The sequence below is a fragment of the Cellulosilyticum sp. genome (genome assembly GCF_982396655.1).
The window spans coordinates 15,210-39,401 of sequence record NZ_CEVXFV010000023.1 but is presented as its reverse complement, the minus strand read 5'-3'; the positions used below and the strand labels follow the sequence as shown (position 1 = coordinate 39,401).

Annotated in this window: 20 protein-coding genes and 1 other annotated feature; of the genes, 15 read left to right on the top strand and 5 right to left on the bottom strand. The window is 34.7% G+C overall.

From position 1 onward, the window contains the following. The first annotated feature begins 251 nt into the window (after nucleotides 1-251). Nucleotides 252-2,315, top strand: a complete 2,064-nt coding sequence (gene fusA, locus AC1VAQ_RS11295) for an elongation factor G (RefSeq protein WP_479903912.1) — start codon at nucleotides 252-254, stop codon at nucleotides 2,313-2,315. 163 nt (nucleotides 2,316-2,478) lie between these two features. Then, nucleotides 2,479-4,557, top strand: coding sequence for a DEAD/DEAH box helicase (locus AC1VAQ_RS11290; protein ID WP_303244206.1), 2,079 nt, complete (start codon nucleotides 2,479-2,481; stop codon nucleotides 4,555-4,557). Between the two features lie 95 nt (nucleotides 4,558-4,652). On the opposite strand, the gene AC1VAQ_RS11285 is transcribed toward AC1VAQ_RS11290, so the two are convergent. Further along, entirely contained in the window at nucleotides 4,653-6,302 is a 1,650-nt protein-coding gene (locus AC1VAQ_RS11285; RefSeq protein WP_479903911.1) for an alpha/beta fold hydrolase, read from the bottom strand. A 173-nt stretch (nucleotides 6,303-6,475) separates the two neighbouring features. Beyond that, the gene (locus AC1VAQ_RS11280; protein ID WP_302598628.1) at nucleotides 6,476-6,907 is read right to left on the bottom strand and encodes a hypothetical protein; all 432 of its coding nucleotides are present in this window, start codon (nucleotides 6,905-6,907) and stop codon (nucleotides 6,476-6,478) included. Nucleotides 6,908-6,999: 92 nt separating this feature from the next. Here AC1VAQ_RS11280 and AC1VAQ_RS11275 point away from each other — a divergent pair, with 92 nt between their 5' ends. The 7 genes from AC1VAQ_RS11275 (at nucleotide 7,000) to AC1VAQ_RS11245 (ending at nucleotide 15,772) form a co-directional block, all read left to right on the top strand. Further along, nucleotides 7,000-7,767, top strand: a complete 768-nt coding sequence (locus AC1VAQ_RS11275; RefSeq protein ID WP_302598629.1) for an SDR family NAD(P)-dependent oxidoreductase — start codon at nucleotides 7,000-7,002, stop codon at nucleotides 7,765-7,767. 89 nt (nucleotides 7,768-7,856) lie between these two features. Then, entirely contained in the window at nucleotides 7,857-8,900 is a 1,044-nt protein-coding gene (locus AC1VAQ_RS11270) for a peroxiredoxin (protein ID WP_302598630.1), read from the top strand. A 163-nt stretch (nucleotides 8,901-9,063) separates the two neighbouring features. After that, on the top strand, nucleotides 9,064-9,762 hold the full coding sequence (trhA, locus tag AC1VAQ_RS11265) for a PAQR family membrane homeostasis protein TrhA (RefSeq protein ID WP_302598631.1): 699 nt from the start codon (nucleotides 9,064-9,066) through the stop codon (nucleotides 9,760-9,762). Nucleotides 9,763-10,363: 601 nt separating this feature from the next. Next, nucleotides 10,364-11,317: a DUF4349 domain-containing protein gene (locus tag AC1VAQ_RS11260; RefSeq protein WP_479903910.1), complete on the top strand. Its 954-nt coding sequence runs from the start codon at nucleotides 10,364-10,366 to the stop codon at nucleotides 11,315-11,317. A 160-nt stretch (nucleotides 11,318-11,477) separates the two neighbouring features. Beyond that, nucleotides 11,478-11,732 (top strand) — a binding site (T-box leader). A gap of 78 nt (nucleotides 11,733-11,810) precedes the next feature. Next, nucleotides 11,811-14,207 carry a leucine--tRNA ligase gene (gene leuS / locus AC1VAQ_RS11255; RefSeq protein ID WP_479903909.1) on the top strand — a complete coding sequence of 799 codons (2,397 nt, stop codon included), beginning with the start codon at nucleotides 11,811-11,813 and terminating at the stop codon, nucleotides 14,205-14,207. Between the two features lie 394 nt (nucleotides 14,208-14,601). Continuing rightward, a complete protein-coding gene (locus AC1VAQ_RS11250; protein WP_302598635.1) occupies nucleotides 14,602-15,408 on the top strand; it encodes a stalk domain-containing protein in 807 nt (268 codons plus the stop codon). A 37-nt stretch (nucleotides 15,409-15,445) separates the two neighbouring features. After that, the gene (locus AC1VAQ_RS11245) at nucleotides 15,446-15,772 is read left to right on the top strand and encodes a hypothetical protein (RefSeq protein WP_302598636.1); all 327 of its coding nucleotides are present in this window, start codon (nucleotides 15,446-15,448) and stop codon (nucleotides 15,770-15,772) included. A 64-nt stretch (nucleotides 15,773-15,836) separates the two neighbouring features. On the opposite strand, the gene AC1VAQ_RS11240 is transcribed toward AC1VAQ_RS11245, so the two are convergent. Then, nucleotides 15,837-16,115 (bottom strand): hypothetical protein, encoded by a 279-nt coding sequence (locus AC1VAQ_RS11240; RefSeq protein WP_302598637.1) that lies wholly within the window; start codon nucleotides 16,113-16,115, stop codon nucleotides 15,837-15,839. A gap of 49 nt (nucleotides 16,116-16,164) precedes the next feature. Further along, the gene (locus AC1VAQ_RS11235; protein WP_302598638.1) at nucleotides 16,165-16,647 is read right to left on the bottom strand and encodes a hypothetical protein; all 483 of its coding nucleotides are present in this window, start codon (nucleotides 16,645-16,647) and stop codon (nucleotides 16,165-16,167) included. A 132-nt stretch (nucleotides 16,648-16,779) separates the two neighbouring features. Between AC1VAQ_RS11235 and AC1VAQ_RS11230 the strand changes: the two genes are divergently transcribed. Continuing rightward, nucleotides 16,780-17,169: a hypothetical protein gene (locus AC1VAQ_RS11230; RefSeq protein WP_302598639.1), complete on the top strand. Its 390-nt coding sequence runs from the start codon at nucleotides 16,780-16,782 to the stop codon at nucleotides 17,167-17,169. A gap of 113 nt (nucleotides 17,170-17,282) precedes the next feature. Here the strand turns inward: AC1VAQ_RS11230 and AC1VAQ_RS11225 are convergent, their stop codons facing one another. Then, nucleotides 17,283-17,513 (bottom strand): hypothetical protein, encoded by a 231-nt coding sequence (locus tag AC1VAQ_RS11225; protein ID WP_302598640.1) that lies wholly within the window; start codon nucleotides 17,511-17,513, stop codon nucleotides 17,283-17,285. 519 nt (nucleotides 17,514-18,032) lie between these two features. Here AC1VAQ_RS11225 and AC1VAQ_RS11220 point away from each other — a divergent pair. From AC1VAQ_RS11220 to AC1VAQ_RS11200, 5 genes are all read left to right on the top strand, one after another. Then, a complete protein-coding gene (locus AC1VAQ_RS11220; protein WP_302598641.1) occupies nucleotides 18,033-19,400 on the top strand; it encodes a beta/alpha barrel domain-containing protein in 1,368 nt (455 codons plus the stop codon). A gap of 123 nt (nucleotides 19,401-19,523) precedes the next feature. Continuing rightward, entirely contained in the window at nucleotides 19,524-20,660 is a 1,137-nt protein-coding gene (locus AC1VAQ_RS11215) for an isocitrate/isopropylmalate family dehydrogenase (protein ID WP_302598642.1), read from the top strand. 256 nt (nucleotides 20,661-20,916) lie between these two features. Beyond that, nucleotides 20,917-21,207 carry a hypothetical protein gene (locus AC1VAQ_RS11210; RefSeq protein ID WP_302598644.1) on the top strand — a complete coding sequence of 97 codons (291 nt, stop codon included), beginning with the start codon at nucleotides 20,917-20,919 and terminating at the stop codon, nucleotides 21,205-21,207. A gap of 442 nt (nucleotides 21,208-21,649) precedes the next feature. Further along, entirely contained in the window at nucleotides 21,650-22,072 is a 423-nt protein-coding gene (locus AC1VAQ_RS11205) for a hypothetical protein (RefSeq protein WP_302598645.1), read from the top strand. Nucleotides 22,073-22,098: 26 nt separating this feature from the next. After that, nucleotides 22,099-24,159: a methyl-accepting chemotaxis protein gene (locus tag AC1VAQ_RS11200; RefSeq protein WP_302598647.1), complete on the top strand. Its 2,061-nt coding sequence runs from the start codon at nucleotides 22,099-22,101 to the stop codon at nucleotides 24,157-24,159. Nucleotides 24,160-24,192 lie beyond the last annotated feature (33 nt).

Genomic DNA, 24,192 nt, shown 5'->3' with positions numbered 1-24,192 from the left:
GTTAATAATTTGTGCTTATTATTATGCATAAATAATATGTCCAAACTTTTAACAAAATGTATACATTATGACAGGAAAATTAATATGAGGAGCTTGAGCTATATGGTAAGGAAAGACAATAAGAAATGAAACAAGATATGAATTTAAGGAAATATTTCTAAAAAGTGGTATTTTACAAGACGCCTTAAAATAAATATGTAAGTAACAGATAGTTCATCCAATGAAATATCTTACCGAAGGAGGGGTTTTGTATGAAAATATATGAGACAAAGGACATTAGGAATGTTGCCTTAATTGGGCACGGCAGTAGTGGCAAGACGACTTTGGTAGAATCAATGCTTTTTAATGCCGGGGTAACTAATAGGATGGGAAGGGTGGAACAAGGAAATACTGTTTCTGACTTTGAGCAAGAGGAGATAAGGCGTAAGTTTTCGATTCGAACATCTATAGTCCCTATTGAATGGCAAGACCATAAAATCAATGTGTTAGATACTCCTGGATATTTTGATTTCGTTGGTGGCGTAAAAGAAGCTATGAGTGTAGCAGATAGTGCACTTATTGTGGTAAAAGCTTCACAAGGCATAGAAGTGGGTACTGAAAAAGCTTGGGAATATGCTGAGGAAGCTGGCATACCAAAGATGATATTTATTACAGAAATGGACGCACCGGATCAAGATTTTGAAGGCCTACTACAAAATTGTCAACAGAAGTTTGGAAGCAGTATTGCGCCGATTCAAGTGCCTTGGTATGAAGAGGGACAATTCGTAGGTTATGTTCATGTACTTAAAATGATAGGGCGTAAATTTGATGGTTCTAAAGTAGTAGATTGCCCTATCCCTACTCATTTAGAAGATGAGATAAAATCAGTTCGGACAATGATTTTAGAAGCTGTAGCTGAGACAGATGAGACATTGATGGAAAAGTATTTTGCAGAAGAAGAATTAACGGAAGAAGAAATAGAGGAGGCATTTAAAAAAGGTGTTGTAAGCGGTGAGATAGTCCCTGTGCTTTGTGGCAGCAGTCTAAATGGTACAGGAGTTACAGTTTTAATGAACACTATCATTTCATTATTCCCATCACCGGATGAACGCATGAAGGCTGTAGCACAAAATGTAGAGACTGAGGAGATTGAAGAAGTAGCATGTACGGATGAAGAACCTAGTTCCATATTTATTTTTAAAACCTTAGTTGACCCCTTCATTGGAAAGTTTTCGTTATTTAAAGTAAAATCCGGTAAAGTAAAGACGGAGGATACATTATATAATCCTAAGACAGGTGATAGCGAGCGTATGGCACATATTTATGTGTTATGTGGTAAAGAGCAAAAAGAAGTAGCAGAACTTTGTGCTGGAGATATTGGCGCTGTTCCTAAACTTAAAACGCCAAAAACAGGGGATACCTTTGCTGAAAAAGGATTTAATAAAGTTTATCCTGATATTACATTTCCACAAGCATTCGTTAAGATGGCTGTTTTCCCAGTAGGCAAAGGCGATGAAGAAAAAATGTCTACCAGCCTTTATAAATTGATGTCAGAAGATCATACCTTTAGTGTGGAGTATGATCGGGAAACGCATGAAACAATTATCGATGCCATAGGCCAACAGCAGATAGATGTGATTATAAGCATGCTTAAAAATAAGTTCAAGGTAGAAGTTTATATTCAAAACCCAACTACGCCGTATCGTGAAACGATTAAAGGGAAGGCCAATGTACGTGGTAAGCATAAGAAACAATCAGGTGGCCATGGCCAATATGGAGATGTGGTGATGGAGTTTGAGCCTTCAGGGGATTTAGATATGCCATATGTCTTTGAGGAGAAAATTTTCGGAGGTTCTGTCCCTAAACAATACTTCCCAGCAGTAGAAAAAGGACTAGAAGAATGTGTTTCAAGGGGAGTTCTAGCAGGCTATCCAGTAGTAGGAATAAAGGCTATATTATTAGATGGTTCATACCATCCAGTAGATTCTTCGGAAATGGCATTTAAGATGGCGACAACTATTGCTTTTAAAGAAGGCATTACTAAGGCAAAGCCAATTATATTGGAGCCTATTGCCCATGTAGAGATTGTTGTACCTGAAGAATATACAGGAGATATTTTAGGGGATCTGAAAAAGCGTCGTGGCCGCATGATGGGCTTAGATATTGTTGGTAAAAAACAAAAAATCATGGCAGAGATTCCATTAGCAGAGCTTTATTCATATCCTACAGATGTAAGGTCTATGACCCAAGGTAGGGGTGAGGTGGCATATAATTTTGAGCGTTATGAAGAGGCACCTCAGGATATTCAAGAAAAAGTGATTGCAGCTAGAGCCTAAAGTAAAGGGAAAGAAGGGATTTATAGCGCATAAAAATTGCAGAAAGGGAAATACTATAGTATAATGAATATAGTCAAGTAGAAAATGAAAAGCAGTTAACCCCATGAACCTATGTGTGTTCATGGGGTATTTATTGTGATAACAGAAGAAAAGAGGTGCAAGGATGGAATGGATTAAACAAGTTTTAAAGGAGAATACAGAGCGGGGGAAGTTTGACAGCGGTGTGGCGATGTACAAGAATAATGTAGTGACAGAAGCTTATGCAAAAGAACGTGGCCAAGAAGTTTTATTTTATGGTAATGTGCATGATGAGTATCGCAGACAAACATATAGCTGTATGATAAGTGTAGATTTATTGAGACGACGCATTATTGAAAGTAGCTGTGACTGTCATAATATGTTAGCAGAGCATGTAGGACCTAATATTTGTGCACATGTAGTGGCAGTAGCTTATAAGGGACTCAATGTATTAAAGCAGAAAAATACTGAGCCGGATGAACAGTCAATTTTAACGCCTAATATCTATATGACTATGGGGAGCCTGAAAAAAGGGTATTTTGGTATGGGCTTTGAAATAGAAGGTGTACCAAAAAGTGAATATCGAAAAATATTTACAGCCTACAAAGAACGTAAGAAATTATTTTATTTAGGTAATGGGCATTATTTAAATCTAGAGGAAGAAAAATTACAACAAGCTTTATCACTAATTGATATTTTGGGTGTTTATAATGAAATTGAACAAATTAAAATTCCAGAGCAAAAGGCATTATTTCTAGCTGACCAGCTGGAAGAAATGGATTTTGTAGAAGGAAAAGATAATGTTAAAACAGCCCTTAAAAAACTAGTGAAAACGAAAGTAAATGAAAGTGTTCCAGCTTACCTGGAGGATACTTTAAGGAGTTATCAAAAAGAGGGGTTTGACTTTTTGGTAACTGCAGCACGTTATGGCTTAGGGGGAATTTTAGCAGATGAAATGGGTCTCGGAAAGACACTGCAAATGATTGCTTTCTTAGCAGCACAGTCAGGGACGAAAAGTTTAGTTATTACGCCTACTGCCCTTGTTTACAACTGGAAAAATGAAATTGAACGCTTTGCACCTTCTTTAAAAGTAGGTATTGTGCATGGTAGCAGGGAAAAACGTTTAAAAGTATTAGCCGAACATAATGAGTATGATATTTTACTAACGACTTATGGGACTTATAGAAATGATGAAGCTCACTATGAAGATATGGTTTTTGATTACTGCGTTTTAGATGAAGCACAGCAGATTAAAAATGCTAAATCTCAGATTACACAAACGATTAAAGGTGTAAAAAGTAAAGTACGTTTTGCTTTAACAGGAACGCCTATGGAAAATAATTTAATGGAATTATGGTCTATTATGGACTTTATTATGCCAGGGTATTTATATAATTCACTGCGTTTCCAAAATATCTTTATGACTGAACCGCCACAAATTGAGGCGCTTAGAAGTCTGATTAGTCCTTTTATGCTAAGACGTACAAAAAAGGAAGTATTAGATGAATTGCCAGATAAGATTGAACAGAAGGTTGTAGTTACTCTTGACCCGTATCATCAAAGAGCTTATGCAGCGATGAAAAAGCTCATTAAGGAAAAAATTCAAGTAGATGAAGCAAACCGCGCGGCACTGCTTGCATATTTAACAAAGCTTCGTCAAATCTGCTTGGTGCCAGAACGTATGGTGAAACAATATAAAGGCAGAAATTCGAAGTTAGATTACTTAATGAACCTGCTTGAAGAAATAGCTGACCAAAAGGTACTTATCTTCTCACAATTTACAACAGTACTTGGTGAAATTAGAGAGCGCTTGGAAGAAGCTGATATCAGTTATAGTTATTTAGATGGTCAGACTGAAGCTAAGCAGCGTGTAGCGCTTGTAGATGCGTTTAATGAAGACCCAAATAAAAGAGTATTCTTAATTTCACTTAAAGCAGGTGGCACAGGGCTTAATCTAACAAGTGCCAGCACAGTTATTCACTTTGATCCATGGTGGAATCCGGCAGTAGAAAATCAAGCAAGTGATAGAGCGCACCGTATGGGTCAAAAGCAGGTTGTAACAGTTATTAAGCTTATTGCTGAAGGAACGATTGAAGAGCGTGTTATTGCCTTGCAAGAGGAGAAAAAAGAGCTCATTGAACAAGTTATGAGCGGCCAGGCTCAAAATAATTTAAGTGGCTTATCAGAAGATGAACTGATGCAGTTACTGACTAGTGAGTTATAATAAATTAATAAATTAAGTAAAAAGGCCTATTGCGAAATTAGTTTCGTAATAGGCTTTTTATGATAGTGAGTTTAAATAGACCTAGAAAAGGCAAATTATTTGTTTGGTGAGTTAATCCATGTGGCAATATCATTAATATAAGTTGTATCTGCAAAACTATCAAATAAATATTCATCAGGCGTGCTGGGTTTACTACCGCTTACGTAAAGGTGATTAAGGCTGGGGTAAGATTTAAAGGTGAAGTTATCAAAATCTTTAAGTGCTTCTTGCCAAAGGTTGAAGTCTTCCATGGTTACTTGATAGTCTCTTTCGCCTTGTGTAATTAAGGTTGGTACAGAGATTTTTTGGGCTTTAGCTTGTTGGTCATAGGTATTAAGAGCAGCCCAGAAGAGGTCATTGAAGCCTGCAAGACCTAATGTATCACCAGCAGTGCTTACGGTAGCATTTTTAGCAGCATCTACAAAATATTGAACTTGTTCCATATAGCCAACTTTATCAGCTTCAGATAAGGTAGTATCAAGTGATGTTAAATATTTGTACTGCTCAAGTACAACATCAGGCAGGGCTCTAGCAGGTGCACTGGCCATAATATATCCAGCTACATGAGTAGTTTTTTCATTGAGCATAGGAACGAGCATTGCACCAAGACTATGGCCTAATACATAGACTTGATTTGAGTTGATATGTTCTGTTTGCCCCATTAAATCAATGGCTGCGAGTGCATCGTCGATAACTTCTTCATCCAGTGTAAGTGTTGTGCTACCTGTTAATTCTTCTGCATATGTAAAAGTACGTTTGTCATAGCGGAAAGTTGCAATGCCTCTTTCGGCAAGCCCATAAGCTACATCACGAAAGAATTTTGTATTATAGACTGTTTCATCTTGGTCAAGAGGACCAGAACCATGAACTAAGACAACAACTGGATAATTGCCTTCTTTATTAGGCAGTATTAATGTACCTGTTAAAGGATAAGCAGAGTCTGCGCCAAATGTAATTTCTTTTTCTACGGCACCTGCAGGTAAGTTTATTTTTGGTGTATATTGATTGGTATGAATACCGCTAATCTGTTTTTCTTCATTAATAACTACAGCAAGGCTGACAGTAGTTTGTGCATATTTTAATAAGACATCGCCTTCTTCATAGTTATCAAAGCTGCCAGTTTGGAGATAGCTATAAGACTGAATAGGCCCTAAGACAGATTCTAGCTGCGCAAAGACATTTTCTAGATCCTCGGTAGTAAGTGAGGCTGAAAGGGTAGAATCAAATAGGGCGACAATAGGCTCAAACTTTTTATTTTTAATACATTCGGCTACATCTAAAGCTATTTGTTGGATGTTAGTCTTTGAGATTGCTGAGGCTTTAGACAGTGCGACCGTTTGAGATTTACCATCCCAAGAGACATTGTAGCCTAGACCTTCAGAAACCATACGAAGCGGTAAGTAAGCTTTATTATTTTTGAGGATAGCACCTTTGCCAGAAGGTGCAGTGAGGATAGGGAGCGTAAGGACAATATCAGAAGGTGTTGAAATAATGATTTGGCCCTTTTCTTTATCATAGCGTGTATGATAACCTAAAGCATCAGAAAAACTTCTTAAAGGAAGATACACATTTTCACCGACAAAAATAGGCTCTTCTGTAAGTTCTAAGGGTTGAGTATTTAACTTGACAGTAATGGAAGACGCCAATAAATAAGGTGTCATCAAAGAAAAAGCAAGGCAACCGCAAAGCAATTTTTTAAAACGCATAATACAACCTCCTTGTAGGAAAAATAATAAGAATATTCTTTGTATTGATTATAGATTAAAGTATATAGAGAAAACAACTAAAAGCTTGAAATATATATGTAGGTAAATCGGTTTTTAGAAAAAATGGTATTGAAAGGTGGTGGCGTAAAAGTGCTACCGCCTTTCAATACCATTTAAGTACGTTTAGAAAATTCATGATGGCATTTTGGGCAAGTGATACGAATATTACCACGTCCTTTAGGTACACGGAGCGTTTTTTTACAGTTAGGACATTTGTAATATTTATGGTCTTTATCTTTAAGTTGTGTTACCTTTTTTTGAACTTTATTTTTAAAACCTAAAATCTTTTGCCAAATAGGGTGCCAGAAGTTCATGAACTTGCGATTTTCTTCATAACGCTTAGAGATATTTTTAGAGAACATACGATAAATACAAAGAATAAGTGGAATATAAGAGATGATTGCTACAATTGGTGAACCTGTAAGTGGTGATAAAAAGGACAAGAGAATTGAAACAATCAGTAATGCAAGACAAAGTTGATCACTTCCGTAGCGCCCTTGCATAAAGCTTCTAAATTTGTTTCCCATATTATTAAGCCAATTCATAGATAGACCCCTTTCGTAAAATTTCCTAGTCACACCTCTTTAAAACTCTTATAATATTTTTATAAGAGAGTAAAGAAGGCGGAGGAAAAGTAATGAGTGTTTTAATAACAGGTGCTTCAAGTGGCATTGGTTTGGAGCTTGCCAAGGTCTTTGCACACCATGGATATGATTTGATTATAGCAGCTAGAAGTAAAGAAAAAATGGATATATTAAAAAGCGAGTTGGAGACGAAATATAATATTAAAGTTGATGTATGTAAAGTCGATTTAGCACAAGAAGATGGTGCAAGTTTCTTATATGACGAAGTAAAGGCATTAGGTGTTGAAGTAGAAATTTTAGTGAATAATGCTGGAGTAGGTTATGTTGGGGAATTTGTAAAGGCTGGATATGAAAAAGACTTAAGTATGATGGAACTTAATATGACAAATTTAACTTTATTAACTAAATATTTTTCCCGGGAAATGATGAAAAATGGTAGAGGTAAGATTCTAAATGTAGCTTCAACAGGCTCCTATCATCCGGGGCCTTATACAGCAATTTATTATGCAACTAAGGCGTATGTACTATCACTTTCAGAAGCCTTATGGTTAGAATTAAAACCATATAATATTACAGTGTCAGCATTATGCCCAGGTGCAACCAAAACAAATTTTGCTAAAGTAGCAGGTAAAGCAGATCCGCGTATGGCGATGTCACCAGAATTTATGGCGAAGGCAGCTTATAAAGGACTGATGAAAGGCAAGCGTGTCATCGTACCAGGATTTCGTAATAAACTATTTGTCAAATTGCCTAGATGGTTAGTAATTGGTATGATTGGAAGGTATCAAGCTTCTTTAGCTAGTAAAGCAAATGAAAGATAAAATAATGGGTCAGCCCTTAGAGGCATAGGAAAAGCTACTTTCATCATATATATGCTAGTGGTAAATTCATCAGTAAAGGTGTGATAAAAGTGATTGAACCTAACGAGTTTAAAGGTGAAAACATGATGCATAGTATTAAGAGCATGGGGAAATGCGATTCAGATAATGATGATGAAAGTGTTATGAAGAAAGAAAAGAAGCAAAAACAAGAGCAAGATAAAAAGCAGATGAAAGATATGGATTACAATAAAAAAGAAGGAAAGCAGCAAGAATTTGGTTGGAATACGGATTGGTCTACTAAGATAGGAAAAGAATCCGAGTGTGAGAAGAAGCAAGAAAAGAAGGAAATGAATAAGTGTGAGCCAAATAAGTGCGAGCCAAATAAGAAGTATAGTAAAGCGGAGATGTGTAAAGGCAGTAAAATGGAGAAGATGTCTGAAGGCAATATGAATATGGGAATGAAATGCATAATGATGCAAGAGAATATGAAACCATGTAAAGGTGTTACAATAGGTGATAAAATGCCTAAGATGAAAGTACAGACAACTATGGGTAACAAGACATTGCCAGATGATTATTTAGGTAAATGGCTTATTTTATTTAGTCATCCAGGAGATTTTACACCTGTATGCACGACGGAGTTCGTGTCTTTTGCTAAGAACTATGAGAATTTCAAGCAGTTAGATACAGAACTTTTAGGTCTTTCAGTAGATCAAGTACAGCCACACATTAAATGGGTAGAGTGGATTGAACAAAATCTATGCACACCTATACCATTTCCAATTATTGCAGATTCTATGGGGAAGGTAGCAAGCGAACTCGGCATGGTACATAGTGCCAAAACAACTCAGACGGTTCGCGCTGTTTTCTTTGTAGACCCTACAGGAACGATACGTATGATTTTATATTATCCATCAGAAGTTGGGCGTAATATGGAAGAAATCATAAGAGCGCTAGCAGCTCTCCAGATTGCGGATAAACATAAAGTTGCAATGCCAGCTAATTGGCCAAACAATGAACTTATTGGGGACCAAGTTATCGTGCCACCAGCAACAACTATTGAAGGTGCAGAAAAGAATAAGACAGAGAATTGCTGTTATGACTGGTGGTTCTGCTATAAACCTTTAGAGTGATGAGCAATTAATAAATAAGATGATAAAAACAGCGGTACTTCTAAATTGAGGTGCCGCTGTTTTTATCATAGGTGCAATATATGATTAATTGTTGTATAATTTAGTAAATGGTGAAAACTATTGTGAAAATAGGTGAAAGGTAAATAAAAGGAGAGTCTGTAGTATGGAAAGCAAGCTTAGCGAATTAAAACAAAAGATAGATAAGGAAAAAAAGAAACAATATATCAGACAATTAAATGAACCACCACATTTAACATTAGGAGAGGAGGTAGGAAATGCAGTAACCCATGGTGTAGGTGCAATGCTGGCTATTGCGGGGATGATACTACTACTGCTTAAGTCGGATACAGGCTTAAAGGTGATGGCATCTTGCTTTTATGGCATTAGTTTAGTGATGTTGATGCTAATGAGTTGTTTATATCATGCTTTTAGAAGTGGGTCAGGTGTTAAAAGATTGTGGAGAAGATTTGATTATTCTTCGATTTATCTTTTAATTGGAGGAACTTTTGCACCCTTATATCTGGTATATTGGGGAAATACATTAGGGATTGTGCTTTTTTGTGTTCAGTGGGGACTGATTATTTTAGGGATTACCATGATAGGTGTGTTTGGACCTGGCAGGTTGCAGTGGTTACATTTTAGTTTATATTTTGTAATTGGTTGGAGTGCGCTTATGTTCATACCAGATTGGCTAAAGAATGATAGACCATTATTTTGGTTTATTATTATAGGAGGAATTATTTATACAGTAGGAATGATTCCTTTTTCAAAAGGTAAAAAGTATACCCATTTTATTTGGCATTTCTTTGTACTTGCGGGTGCTGTACTGCATTGGTTTGGGATATATTTGTTTGTCTATTAAAGATATAAAATAGGGCACTGTTTTGAGGGGCAATTTGATTTAGTTGCCATGACAGTAAATACAGCTAATGCACCGCATTGTTATGAGATTACGCGAAGGTTTCAAAAGAAAGGAAGTAAAGTGGTTTTTGAGGGGCCTCATGCTACATTGCTGCCAGAGGAAGGAAGATTATTAACCCATGATTGGTCATATTATAATGGAAAAACGCGCGTAGCGTTTCGTCCTAAAAATATGAATCAGGAGGAATTGTTTGAAGGATATATGTGGTTTAGGCGAAACTTTTACTCTCTCAGGTCAATTGTAATACGGTTAACAAAATCAAGGGCTAACATTTTGTATAATTTAATAGTTAATTTGGGGTATAAAGCATCTATAAGAAATTAATAAAAATTTAAAAAATAAAAAATGGAACAATTTTAAATAAAACACGTCATATATAGAGAAACCAACTAAAAACTTGAATACGTGTCGGTAAATAGAATTCTCCCAATGATTTCACATGACTAAAAATCATGAATAACTAAAATTTATAAATGTGAAGTCTATATAGATGTGAAATCTATAGTATAGATTAAATTTAAATTATAAAAGGAGAGCAGTTATGAAGAGGCAATGGGGAAAAATAAGTGGCGCTTTATTAGGGTTGTTAATGGTAAGTTTAACTGTAGGATGTGGCAGCAGTAGCGATAAAACAGGTGTAACAGAGAATTATACAGCATCTCAGGATAGTAGTATATATGAAAATGCTGAAATTACGGAAGAAACAAGTGATGAGGCGGGAGGTGATAACTCATCTGTACCGGAGATTAATACAGAGATTGATTATAATCGTAAGATTATTAAAAATGGAACAATACATATTCAAACAGAGCATTTTAATGAAAGTGTCAATAAACTTACAGAGTATGTGCAATCTTTAAAGGGATATATTGAGAACTCTAATATTCAAGGTGCTGATTTTTATGAGGATTATACAACATCTAGAACGGCTAGTTTAACAGTCAGGATTCCGCAGAAATCTTTTGATACATTTATGAATAAAGGAGGAGACTTTGGGAATGTTTCTTATTTAACTTCTAATAGTGAAGATATCACAAGTCAATATGTGGATACAGAAACGCGAATGAAGGCACTTAATATAAGGAAGGAGCACTTACTGGCATTGCTAGAGCAATCAGGCGATTTAAAAGACCTTTTTGAGATTGAGAAGGAGCTAGGAGATGTAACTTATGAAATAGAGTCTCTAAAGGGAACACTTCAAAGTTATGATAGCTTAGTGGATATGTCCACAATAGAGGTAGAAATTCAAGAGGTAGGTAAGATACAGGTTACTAAACCAGTTAAAACTTTTGGTGATCAAGTCAAAGCAACATTTAATGAGTCTATTCAAGGTGTTATCCGTATCTTTAAGGGATTGGCATTATTTATTATTGCACTGATTCCGTTCTTAGTTATTTTAGTACCAGTAGGTATCCTAGTTTATATTATTTTAAAAAGAAAGAAGCAGCGTGAGGCAGCTAGGGGAGAAAAGCAGACGAAGGAGCAGAAAAAATAGAAATGATTTTACAAGGTTATGGTATAGAAAAGAAGAAGCCTGGGAATAATACATCAAATGTAAAGTAAGGGCAACATGTGGTAAGTAAAGTAAAAAATATGCGGAAGTCGTTGATTTTCATAAAATGATATGTTAGAATTGCCTAAGTAAATATTATAAACTAAAGACTATGAAGCGAAGTAGTAGTAAGAGTCCTTTTTTTCAGAGAGCTATTGGGTGGTGTGAAATAGTAGAAAGCTTTTATGAACTCGTCGCCAAGTTCCAGGCTGAAATGGTAGTAGGTCATGGCGGGACTTCCCGTTATAGAAGAATGAGTGTGCAAATTTAAATTATTGAATTTTTAATAAGTAAAAGTTCAAAGTTTAAAATTGCAAATAAGAGTGGTAACGCGGAAATACAACCTTTCGTCTCTTAAGTGCTTTCATTAGAAGGTCATTTGAGAAGCGAGAGGTTTTTTTATTGTTTTCGTTCATTACAAAGGAGGAGAAGAAAAGTGCAATATAATCACAAAGAAATTGAACAAAAGTGGAGAAAACACTGGGAAGAACATCCAGTAAACGTTGAAACACCAGATAAAAAACCTTATTACTGCCTAGATATGTTCCCATATCCATCAGGAAATGGTCTTCATGTAGGTCACTGGAGAGGTTATGTGCTTTCAGATGTATGGAGCCGTTATAAAATGCTTCAAGGTCATTATGTACTTCATCCAATGGGATGGGATGCATTTGGTCTTCCAGCAGAAAACTATGCAATTCAAAAGAAAGTACACCCAGCTATTGCTACAGCTGAGAATGTAGCAAACTTCAAACGTCAGCTTCATGATATCAGTGCAATTTATGACTGGGATAAAGAAGTTAACACAACAGATCCAGAATTCTACAAATGGACACAATGGATTTTCCTTAAAATGTTTGAAAATGGCTTAGCTTATGAAAAAGAAATGCCAATCAACTGGTGTCCATCTTGTAAAACAGGTCTTGCAAATGAAGAAGTTAAAGAAGGATGCTGTGAACGTTGTGGTTCTACAGTAACTAAGAAAAATCTTCGTCAATGGATGCTCAAAATTACAAACTATGCAGAAAGACTTCTTAATGACTTAGATGGTCTTGATTGGCCAGAAAAAGTTAAAAAAATGCAAGCTGACTGGATTGGTAAAAGCTATGGTGCTGAAATCGACTTCGGAATCGAAGGCACAGATGAAAAAATCAAAGTTTTCACAACTAGACCAGATACACTTTACGGTGCAAGCTTCATGGTAATGGCGCCAGAACATGCAAAAGTAATGGCACTTACTACAGAAGAACAAAAAGCAGAAGTTGAAAAATATGTATTTGATGCGTCTACAAAATCATCAGTAGACCGTATGGCAGATAAAGAAAAAACAGGTGTATTCTTAGGTAGATATGCTATTAACCCACTTAATGGTGCTAAAATTCCAGTATGGATTTCTGATTATGTACTTGCAGATTATGGTACAGGTGCGATTATGTGTGTACCAGCTCATGATGATAGAGACTTTGCATTTGCTAAGAAATTTGACTTACCAATTATCCAAGTTATCTCTAAATCAGGTGAAGAAGAAGAACTTACAGAAGCTTATACAGAACCTGGTGTAATGATTAACTCAGGTGATTTCAATGGTATGCCATCTGAAGAAGCTAAAAAAGCTATTCCAGAATTCCTTGAAACTAAAAATATCGGTAAGAAAACAACTAATTATAAACTTCGTGACTGGGTATTCTCTCGTCAAAGATATTGGGGAGAACCAATTCCAGTAGTTCACTGTGATAAATGTGGTATTGTAGGCGTTAAAGAAGAAGATCTTCCAGTACGTCTTCCGGATGTAGAAAGCTATGAGCCAACAGGTACAGGTGAATCACCACTTGCAGCTATTGAAGAGTGGGTAAATACAACTTGTCCTTGTTGTGGTGGTCCTGCTAAACGTGAAACAAACACTATGCCACAATGGGCTGGTTCATCTTGGTACTTCTTAAGATATCCAAATCCACACAATACACAAGAACTTATCAGCAAAGAAGATATGAAAAAATGGTTACCAGTAGATATGTACGTTGGTGGTATTGAACATGCCGTACTTCACCTTCTTTATGCACGTTTCTATACTAAATTCTTATATGATATCGGTGTAGTAGACTTCGAAGAACCATTCAAACGTCTCTTCAACCAAGGTATGGTAACTAAAGCTGGCGCTAAAATGAGTAAATCTAAAGGAAACGTTGTTTCTCCAGATGAGCTTGTTGAAAAATATGGTTGTGACTCACTTCGTATGTACGAACTCTTCATCGGACCACCAGAACTTGATTCTGAATGGGATGATAGAGGTATTGAAGGGGTTTACCGTTTCATCAATAAAGTATGGAAACTTGTAGATGAAAATACACCAGTTGCTGAAACAAAAGAAATGGAAAGACTTCGTCACAAACTTGTTCGCGATATTACTGTACGTATGGAAAGCTTCAACCTTAATACAGTAGTAAGTGGTTTCATGGAATATACAAATAAATTCATTGAAATCCAAAAGAAAGAAGGCGGTATTGCAAACGAAACACTTAAAGCACTTATCGTTCTTTTAGCACCATTCATTCCTCACGTAAGTGAAGAATTATGGAGCAAAGTTGGCGGTGAAGGAGATGTATTTGATAATACATGGCCTTGCTTCGACGAAGAAAAAATGAAAGAAGACGAAGTAGAAGTTGCTGTTCAAATTACAGGTAAAATCGCAGCACGTATGATGATTTCACCAGAAGCACCACAAGAAGAAGCGATTGCAAAAGCAAAAGAACTTGTAGCTCAAAAATTAGAAGGCAAAACTATCGTTAAAGAAATTTATGTTAAAGGTCGTATTGTAAACCTTGTAGCAAAATAAATGAAATAAAAGACGTTGTATATTAATTTATACAACGCCTTTTATTTAATATAGATTTCACATTTATAAATTTAAGTTATTCATGATTTTTAGTCATGTGAAATCATTGAGAGAAAACAATTTATGTACATGTATATTTCAAGTTTTTAGTTGTTTTCTCTATATAGATTTCACATTTATAAATTTAAGTTGTTCATAGTTTCTGGTCATGTGAAGTCATTGAGAAACAAATTAAAGAGATGATTAAATTTTTGGTTTGTTTACATATATTTAATAATATAAAAAATAATTGAAATAATATTATATTTTTGAGGGTCATTGATTAGCCTGTATGTGTATAGTAGTATGGACGTGGAGAGAGATAGATATATTAACTAAAGTGGAGGAATTTTAAGTGAATAAAAAGCTAATCTTGACTGGAATATTACTAGGTACATTGACAATGAGTTCTGTAACTTATGGTGGGGTAAGAAATATAGTTATAGAGAATCAGTTGGCTCAAGTAGATACTGAGGAGCATGCTTTATATCCTTTAAGAAAAGTATGCGAAATGCTAGGTATACAAATTAGTAGTGTTACAGAGGAGCATATTATTTTAAAACAAAATAACAATGTCGTAACAGTTAACAGAAATAATCAGTATTTAAAGAATAGTAAGGGCTATTTCATCAGTAAATCAATTCCGATTCAAAAGGATGGACAAACATATATTTCTTTAGATGTAATTGAAAAGATGTTTGGTTATACAAGTGTACAAACAGATACAGGTTTAGTAATGAGTAAAGTAAGTGCTTTTAGCTTACCAGAGCCAACACAGGTAGGAAAAAGGCTACATAATGATTTAAACTATATAGAATTAGTAGAAGAAAAAATTAATGTAAGTTACTATAGAGCAGCAATTCAAACAGGTATTAAGGAGTATAATATCGAGACGCTTACAACAGCAAGGCAAAGATTAAATCAAGATATGAGCATGATTAGTGAGGTAGAGAAGTATTTACAAAGTGATACAGGAAAAGCTGTGATAACAAGTTATAAGGAATTATTGAATGCATATAATCTTATTTTAAATAATGCGTTTAATTTAAATGTTGGTGATATGAGTTATTATTTTGTAAGTCTTATGGAAGCTGAGGATCATGTAAAGATGGCGACGATTAACTTTACAAAGGTACTTGAAAAGAATGCAACAAAATTATAGTAACAAGAGAGTATAGATAAATGAGGTAATAGAAGTAATGAATTGTAAAAGATGTGGTAAAGAAATCGTAGGTGAAATTCAACGTTATTGTAATGAGTGTAAAAGGGAAGTAAGAGGCGAAGAGCCTGTTAAGACCTTAGAAAAAGAAGCCTATAGAGAAACTATAAGTAAGAAGGAAGAGAAGATGGTGTGTGAAGAAATCGTATCACCTCCAGCTAAAGAGGAGGAGGTAAGTCAGAAGAAAGAGAAGAAACACCGTATTTTTAGTTTGGGTTATATATTGCTCGTGATTTTTATTATAGCATTAACATTTTTAGCAAGTTGTGTAGTGGGCTTTGCTATAGGGCCAGTATTACCAATATAAAAAGGCAGGTAGTTATGCACCATATTTTAGTGGCATAACTACTTGCCTTTTTATTTGATGAGATTTACTTAGATTTGGTCATAGCTGAGGTAAAGGTTTTAATCATTGCCTCAAATTGATGACGTTTATTAACAGGCAGGCGCCCTTTAAGATATTCTAAGAGGGCAATTTGCATTTCTGGAGTAAATTGTACATTTTTTTTATTGGCTTCATTGGAAATAGCCATTAGTGTAGCAATGACCTCAATATCGCTTTTGTAGGTTAGCGTGTTTAGAGTCTTTTGTAGGTAGATTAAAAAGCTTTTGTCTGCATTGGCAAATGCAGGGTGATTGAGCAGATCCATATAAAGCCTCCTTTTTAATATTTCATAAAAACTTTATTTCATAAAAACTTTATTTCATAAAGGAAGAGAGTATTTTTAGGAGCTGAGCTTGATTAGGTTCTAGTATAGATGAAAGTTTGTCGATGACTTCAGTAGGATTTGTGGATGCGTTTTCAGTAGGCGGTGTTGTATTTATATCTTGAACTGGCTCATTTACCGTAGGGCTAGGTGGGGTAAAAGTATCTCTTGGCGTGTGATTATCAATAAGGTCTCTCACTTCCGTGAGTTTTAAGATTGCATCTATAAAATAACCACGATCTCCAGAAAGATTTTTGCGAACATCTTTGAGAAAGTCTTTTTCCCATCCTACCTCATGAGAGCGAGACATAGAACGCACGAAATCATCTCTAGAAAATAGATCAATAGTGTGCATAAGCTCAAAGGTTTTTATAAAGATGGCAAGAGACTTTTGGTTTTCAGGGGGTAAATAAGGAATGAGAGATTTGGAAATCATTAAGAAGTCATTGTTGACGGCACGATCTAGGCTACTCATTGTAGATCCTCCTTGAATGCCTTTCTTATATAATGTATGAGTGGACATAAATACAATAGAACCATTTATGACATTTTTATAAAAAGTAGAGAATAAAATAATAAGGAACTGAAGTAATAAGGGGAATAGCTTATGGAAAAAGATGAGTTAACCGTTAATCTAGAGCAAGACCTTAATGAGATTTCAGCCTTGATATGGGGGTATATGGACAAAAAGTACATTTCACAATTCAGACAAAGACTGAGTGGTTATCGTAGCGAATGTGAAAATAACCTATGCAGGGAAGCAGAACTTCTACGGGCCGTGATGCCTTTCATGCCAGAACAAAAGAGGTTATTACAGTTTATAGTAGATGCAATTATATACAATGATATGATAGAAAAGAGTTTTAACGAACATAAGGAGTTACAGGACTTATATAGAGATGACAATAAGGAAAAGGAACAGTTAAAGAAATTAATGTATAAACTTATTGCATTTAAATTAATGACAGCTATAGAGAAGGGGAGTATAGAGAGATAAAAACTAATGTGTTCATCTATGTACTTGCCCAACTGCTATAATTCACATGAACTTCTACAAAAACGAGGTCAGGCGGCACTTTCGTGCAACCTGACCTCGTATTATTTTTATTTTTATTGGATGTCGTTTCTAAAGATGCTACCGCAGCCAGTATTGCAGAAGCACATATAAATGATAACAGCAATGATGATCCAAATCCAAGTATTGTTGCCACAACCATCAAATAAACCGTTGAATAAGCAACCTAAGTTATTGTTGCAACCATTATTACAGAAACATAATACGAATACAGCTATGATAATAAGCCACCAAAAGTTATTGTCTAAACATCTAAGATCTTCCATGATATTGCCTCCTATATATAAAATACTTAACAAATAGTTATATTACAAAGTAAAAATATAATGAATAGTATGATTAACCAATGGGAATTACATACGTTGGAATTACATGCTAAATATAAAGCACCAAATATGATGAGGACTGGTAGGAGCCAAGAATTGTTGCGCCCTTTTTGTATACCAAGAAGTGAGTTGTTGCAAGGATCGCAGCAGTCAAAGCTATTACAGTTATTGCAACAACTATTGAAACCAGACATATTTGACCTCCTTATAATAAAATAATCTAAAAAGATAATTTAAAGTAAGAATGAATGAAATGTGTAAAGTGTGAACTTCATTCTTCATTAACATAGTATGACGGATGGAAATAAATGTTACAATTGATAAAATTTTTTTTAAAGTGAAAAATGTTCAAATTATTTTTTGTTGACATGTGAAAGAGAATTGTATACAATTATACATAAGAAAATTGTCAGACAATTACAAGATTACAAGCATGATATTGCAAAGGGAGGATATAATATGTTTGAACTCAATAAGAGAACTAATTTACTTACAAGGCCAGAAAAGAACCACCAATTAGAAGATGTAGATACACCAAATATGTTTAGAGAGTTTTACCCATATGATGAAATTCCAAGAGTTGCATTCAATGACTTACATGTACCTATGTGTATGCCAGATGAAATCTTTATTACAGATACAACTTTCAGAGATGGACAACAATCAAGAGCACCTTACACAACAGAACAGATTGTAGATATTTATAAGATGCTTCATCGCTTAAGTGGACCAAAAGGTATTGTAAGACAAAGTGAGTTTTTCTTATATAGCGAAAAGGATCGAAAAGCTGTAGAAAAATGTATGGAGCTTGGCTATGACTTCCCTACAATTACATCTTGGATCAGAGCGTCTGAAAAAGATTTTCAACTTGTTAAACAAATGGAGATTAAAGAAACAGGGATTTTAGTAAGTTGTTCTGACTATCATATTTTTCATAAGTTAAATATGAAACGTTCAGAGGCAATTGCTCATTATACAAAGATTATTAGACAATGCATTGAACAAGGTATTATTCCAAGATGTCACTTTGAAGACATTACAAGAGCAGATATTTACAATTTCGTAGTACCATTTGCAAGAGAACTTATGAAGATAAGTGAAGAGACTAAAATGCCTATTAAAATTCGTGCTTGTGATACTATGGGATATGGTGTGAGTTATCCTGGAGCAATGATTCCACGAAGTGTACCTGGTATTATGTATGCATTACATCAATATGCAGGCGTTCCTCATGAATGGATTGAATGGCATGGGCATAATGACTTTTACCGTGCGGTAGCAAATTCAACTGCAGCTTGGCTCTATGGTTGCTGCGGTATCAACTGTTCACTGTTTGGTATCGGCGAAAGAACAGGTAATACACCTCTTGAAGCAATGGTTATGGAATACGCTCAAATTAGAGGAACACTTGATGGCATGGATACAACAGTTATTACAGAACTTGCAGAGTACTTTGAAAATGTCATTGGTGAACATATTCCAGAACGTACACCATTTGTCGGTAAAAACTTTAATGTTACAAGAGCAGGGATTCATGCTGATGGCTTATTAAAAAATGAAGAAATCTACAATATTTTTGATACAGACAAACTCCTAAATAGACCAGTACGAGTAGCAATCAGTAATACATCAGGACTTGCAGGGATTGCGCATTGGATTAATGCAAATCCTAAATACTCTAAACTTAAAGGCATTGATAAAAATGACACACTTTGTCTCGATATCAAAGAGTGGGTAGATAAAGAATATGCAAATGGTCGTATCACAGTAATCAGTGATAAAGAAATGGAAGAATACATAGATAGATATTTAGAAGAAAACAAGTAAATGGACAACAAGGTTCAATTAATGATAAATTTTATATTATTATACAAAAATAAATAGTTTTTGTTATAATAAATATATGAGCATATAAATGCGAATATATTCAGCAAATGTAGGAGGATTAGAATGGATAAGTTACAATTAGCAAAAGAGCATTTCGCAGCACTAGTAGAAGCGCAACTTGCGAGAGTAGAAAGAATGAAAGCTGATACAGGTGCAGTAGACTATAGCAAAATGGATAAAATTATTATTGGATGTTGCGGTGGTGACGGTATTGGACCTGCTATTACAAAAGAAGCAGAACGTGTACTTCGAGCAGTACTTAAAAATGATGTAGAAAGTGGTCGTATTGTTTTCAAACAAATTGATGGTTTAACAATTGAAAATCGTATTGCAGCTAATAAAGCAATCCCAGATGATGTACTTGCTGAACTTAAAGCTTGTGACATTATTTTAAAAGGGCCAACAACAACACCAAGTAAAGGTGATGGACCAAATATTGAAAGTGCTAATGTAGCAATGAGACGTGAACTTGATTTATTTGCGAATGTAAGACCAGTAGCAGTACCAGAAGAAGGAATTGACTGGACATTTTTCCGTGAAAACACAGAAGGGGAATATGCACTTGGTAGCAAAGGTGTAGTTATTGATGAAGATATGTCTTTCGACTTCAAAGTAACAACTACACAAGGAACAGAAAGAATTGCACGTCAAGCTTTTGAATTTGCACGTAAAAATGGTAAAAAACATGTGGCAATCATTACAAAGGCAAATATTTTAAAGAAAACAGATGGTAAGTTCTTAGAACTTTGCTATAACATTGCAAAAGAATATCCAGAAATCCAAGTAGATGACTGGTTTGTAGATATCATTTCTGCTAACTTAATTAATGAAAAAGTTAGAAAGAACTTTGAAGTATTTGTACTTCCTAACCTTTATGGAGACATTATTACAGATGAAGCAGCTCAAATTCAAGGTGGCGTAGGAACAGCAGGTAGTGCCAATATTGGTAATAAATATGCTATGTTTGAAGCCATTCATGGTAGTGCACCTAGAATGGTGGAAACAGGGCGTGCACAATATGCTAATCCAGCAAGTATGATTAAAGCAGCAGAACTTTTACTTCGTCATATTGGTTATGCAAAAGAAGCTGACCGCGTGATTAAAGCATTACAAATTGCAAATGAAACAGTTCATATGACAGGACGTAGTGATGGGGCAACTGGAGCAGACTTCGCAAACTGCGTTATTGAAAATTTATAATTATCACATAGTACAGGGTTCAAACAAATCACATTCCTATAAAAAGTCTGTCACGAAATTTCGTGACAGACTTTTTCAATGTTAAATCAAGAGATAGAGCGTACATATAATATAAGCATAAAGAAAGTGTGAAAATCTGTAAAAAATAAAAATTTAAACTATTATTAAGGGGCGTACAATTTAAGATTAATTTGGTATAATTGTAGTATAGCCAGAAATGAGGCAAAATAATGTTATAATTCAGGAGGAATAGAACTTGAAGATTAATCCAAAATTAGTCACGGTCTTAACAACGATTTGCTCAGTTGTGACAGTATTATTAGTTATATTAGTATTAATGGGAAGTATTACAGTAGACCTTGGGATGTTAGTAGGTGGGATATTACAAGTTGTAAGTGGTCTGATCCAGCTTTATACAGCAAAACATGCAGAGTCAGAAATTATTCAAAAAGAGACCTATGGAACATGTAAGTTCACACTTATCATTGGGATTGTTATGTTGGGGTTTATTGGATTAAAGGTATTGCTTCTTGCAATGAAGGGGTAAGTACATAATTATTGAAGAAGGCATATTTTAAGGTTATTATCGTAAGATAAATGATACTTTAAAATATGTCTTTTAATTTTGAATAGTATATAGATAAAAAAGATAGCATTTAGTATAATTAGAATATATAAAAAATTACTTCAAATAGATTTATATAGAGAAACCAACTAAACCCTTGAAATATACATGTAGGCAAGTAAGTTTCTCTCAATGATTTCACATAACTACAAACCATGAATAACTAAGATTTATAAATGTGAAATCTATATAGAGAAACCAATTAAATCCTTGAAATATACATGTAGGCAAATAAGTTTCTCTCAATGATTTCACATAACTAAAAACTATGAACAACTAAGATTTATAAATGTGAAATCTATATCACTAGATAAATAATGAAGTATGAGCATGTTGAATGATAAACTTTGGAGAGGAGACTAAAATGAAAAAAGAATTAAAAGAATTACTAGAAGAGGCTGGGTTTGAGGTGAAAGTTATGCCGGTACATAATGATATGTTTAGTTCAGTAAAAGGGCTGATTGTAAATGATAACTTAAAGTTTATTTATGAAATAGAAGACGATGGGACAGTTATGATTAGACAAATTGAGGTGGCAGAAGCTTATTTAAACTTGGGTTATACAACACGTTTACTAGAATTTTTAAGCAAGCAAAGTGAGTATAATGTTATTCTACCTTTTGTAACAACGCCTAAATTGGCACACATTTGCAATAAATTAGGAATCCAAAGAGATGATAGCTGTGTGGAAAAGTATGGCTATAATAGTGCCTTTTACTCTATTGCAAAGAATTTCGCATTTTACGAGGGGAAGTATGGACATTATGTTGTAAGAAGATTGGAATAAAATACGCATAGTGGAGAGTGAGATATATGGGTAAGGGCAAGAAAAAAGGAGTTAGAAAGATAAGTACAAAGAAGATAAAATTATATCATCAGCTTGTAGGAATTTTTTTAGTGATTAGTATTTTACCTGTAGTTTTAATCGGGGGATTAACACTTAATGGCGTAAGTGATAGTATGCGAGAATCCGTAGGGGGGTATTCTCAGAAGATTGTAGAACAGCTTAACTATAATATTGAATATCAGATTAATTATGTGAAGATTACTATTGCAGATTTGTCAGTAAATAACACATTAATTAACTATGTACATGATGCATTGACGTTAGATAATAGCGATAAGATACAGTATACTAAAGAAATTAATAGTAAGATGGCAAGTATATTTAATGTACAAGATGCAATTACAGGAATAGATATTATTAAGGATGATCAAGTAATTTACAACAAGTATAAGAAGAAGGCCAAAAGGGATATAAATGAATTTATACAAACTGATGAATATAAAGCATTAAAAGAGCTTTCTAATTCTCAGTTTAAGTGGATTTTTGAGATGATTGATAATGGTGATGGCACGTGGACACCGGAAATATATGTGGCTAGGAAGTTTAATAACAAAGACACGATTTGTATATTTGAAGTCAATACAGATTACTTTCAAGAAATTTTAGACTTAGCAAGCATTCAAGCAGATATACCTCTTATGATTGTAAATCAAGAAAATAAGATTATTACTAGCAATGATGCGCAGAAGTTAGCTGTAGGTAGTAATTTAAATGATACGGATTATATGGCCTATATAGACAAGCAAAAAGAAGATACATGGACAGGAATGTATGGGGCAAATATCCTAAGTTACTTTAAATGTTCAAATGGATGGAAAATTGTAAGCTTAGCACCAATGAATGTGTTAATGAAATCAGTTAATACAACACTAATATATATCGGTGCTATATTGTTGCTATGTATCTTAATTATTGTGGTTGCTAGTATTGTCATTGGTAAACGAATTACAGCACCTATTAAAAAGGTATGTGAATATATGGCACGTGTAGAGGAAGGGGAGTTAAATGTAGAAGAAGAAATCTACAAGGAAGTACACCTTTCTAATCTAGAATCAAAACAATTGGTAGATGGCTTTGTAAATATGACGATTAACTTAAAAGAGTTAATAAAAGATGCAAAATCGGTTACGGTGAGTGTGGAAGAAAATTCATCTACATTACAAGAGATTGCCATGAAGACGACCAGTTCAGCAGCAGAAATTGATAAGGCCATAGAGAGTGTAGCGATAGGTGCACAGAATCAGAATAAAGAGATGGAGATATCTGCAGAACTTATTGGTAAGCTTTCAAATAATATTAACAAAGTAAGCAATATGATGGCAGAGACAAAGAAGGCTTCTTATGCTACGATGAAAGCAAGTGAAGGGGCACAAGGAGAACTAAATACTTTATTAAATCAAGCGGAGACAACGATTACAATTAGTAATGAAGTAAGTAAACATGTTGAATCGTTAGGTGAGGAAGCAGCTAATATACATAATATACTCACTATGATACAGGGGATTAACAAGCAGACTAATCTACTAGCAATTAATGCAGCTATTGAAGCAACTAGAGCAGGCGATACGGGCAAAGGATTCGGCGTTGTGGCGGATGAAGTAAGAAAGCTTTCAGCAGAAATTGAAAATGCTGTAGATATTATTGCACAGGCATTAAAGAAGGTAGAAGAAAAGAAAACAGCTACCATTAAGCATCTTGCAAAGGCGACGGAGGTATTTGGAAAGCAGCTTCCAATTGTACAGGAAACAGCAGCAACCTTTGAAAATATATATGCTCAGATGGAAGAAGTAGATGCAAGTATGGATGAAGCTAATAATGTCTTGCAAGAAATTATGAATCAAAAAGAAGAAGTTTCACAAAAGATGCAGGAAATTACAGGAATCATTGAGCATACAGCGAGTGTAGCAGAAGAGGTAAGCGCAGAAAGTACAAATCAGACAGAAACAATCAACCAGATTGGAACGCTCTCTAATCAATTGGCAGCTACAATTGAAACGCTTAAAGGTGCTTATGGGAAGTTTAGATAAGAAATAAAGAATAAAAAGGGTTATAGCTAAGTT

Excerpts from the sequence above, each read along its gene's own strand:
- AC1VAQ_RS11285 (WP_479903911.1), bottom strand. The coding sequence starts at position 6,302 with ATGCGTTTTAAAAAATTGCTTTGCGGTTGCCTTGCTTTTTCTTTGATG.
- fusA (WP_479903912.1), top strand. The coding sequence starts at position 252 with ATGAAAATATATGAGACAAAGGACATTAGGAATGTTGCCTTAATTGGG.
- AC1VAQ_RS11275 (WP_302598629.1), top strand. The coding sequence starts at position 7,000 with ATGAGTGTTTTAATAACAGGTGCTTCAAGTGGCATTGGTTTGGAGCTT.
- trhA (WP_302598631.1), top strand. The coding sequence starts at position 9,064 with ATGGAAAGCAAGCTTAGCGAATTAAAACAAAAGATAGATAAGGAAAAA.
- AC1VAQ_RS11280 (WP_302598628.1), bottom strand. The coding sequence starts at position 6,907 with ATGAATTGGCTTAATAATATGGGAAACAAATTTAGAAGCTTTATGCAA.
- AC1VAQ_RS11220 (WP_302598641.1), top strand. The coding sequence starts at position 18,033 with ATGTTTGAACTCAATAAGAGAACTAATTTACTTACAAGGCCAGAAAAG.
- AC1VAQ_RS11205 (WP_302598645.1), top strand. The coding sequence starts at position 21,650 with ATGAAAAAAGAATTAAAAGAATTACTAGAAGAGGCTGGGTTTGAGGTG.
- AC1VAQ_RS11200 (WP_302598647.1), top strand. The coding sequence starts at position 22,099 with ATGGGTAAGGGCAAGAAAAAAGGAGTTAGAAAGATAAGTACAAAGAAG.
- AC1VAQ_RS11235 (WP_302598638.1), bottom strand. The coding sequence starts at position 16,647 with ATGAGTAGCCTAGATCGTGCCGTCAACAATGACTTCTTAATGATTTCC.
- AC1VAQ_RS11225 (WP_302598640.1), bottom strand. The coding sequence starts at position 17,513 with ATGGAAGATCTTAGATGTTTAGACAATAACTTTTGGTGGCTTATTATC.
- AC1VAQ_RS11240 (WP_302598637.1), bottom strand. The coding sequence starts at position 16,115 with ATGGATCTGCTCAATCACCCTGCATTTGCCAATGCAGACAAAAGCTTT.
- AC1VAQ_RS11290 (WP_303244206.1), top strand. The coding sequence starts at position 2,479 with ATGGAATGGATTAAACAAGTTTTAAAGGAGAATACAGAGCGGGGGAAG.
- AC1VAQ_RS11245 (WP_302598636.1), top strand. The coding sequence starts at position 15,446 with ATGAATTGTAAAAGATGTGGTAAAGAAATCGTAGGTGAAATTCAACGT.
- AC1VAQ_RS11230 (WP_302598639.1), top strand. The coding sequence starts at position 16,780 with ATGGAAAAAGATGAGTTAACCGTTAATCTAGAGCAAGACCTTAATGAG.
- AC1VAQ_RS11215 (WP_302598642.1), top strand. The coding sequence starts at position 19,524 with ATGGATAAGTTACAATTAGCAAAAGAGCATTTCGCAGCACTAGTAGAA.
- AC1VAQ_RS11260 (WP_479903910.1), top strand. The coding sequence starts at position 10,364 with ATGAAGAGGCAATGGGGAAAAATAAGTGGCGCTTTATTAGGGTTGTTA.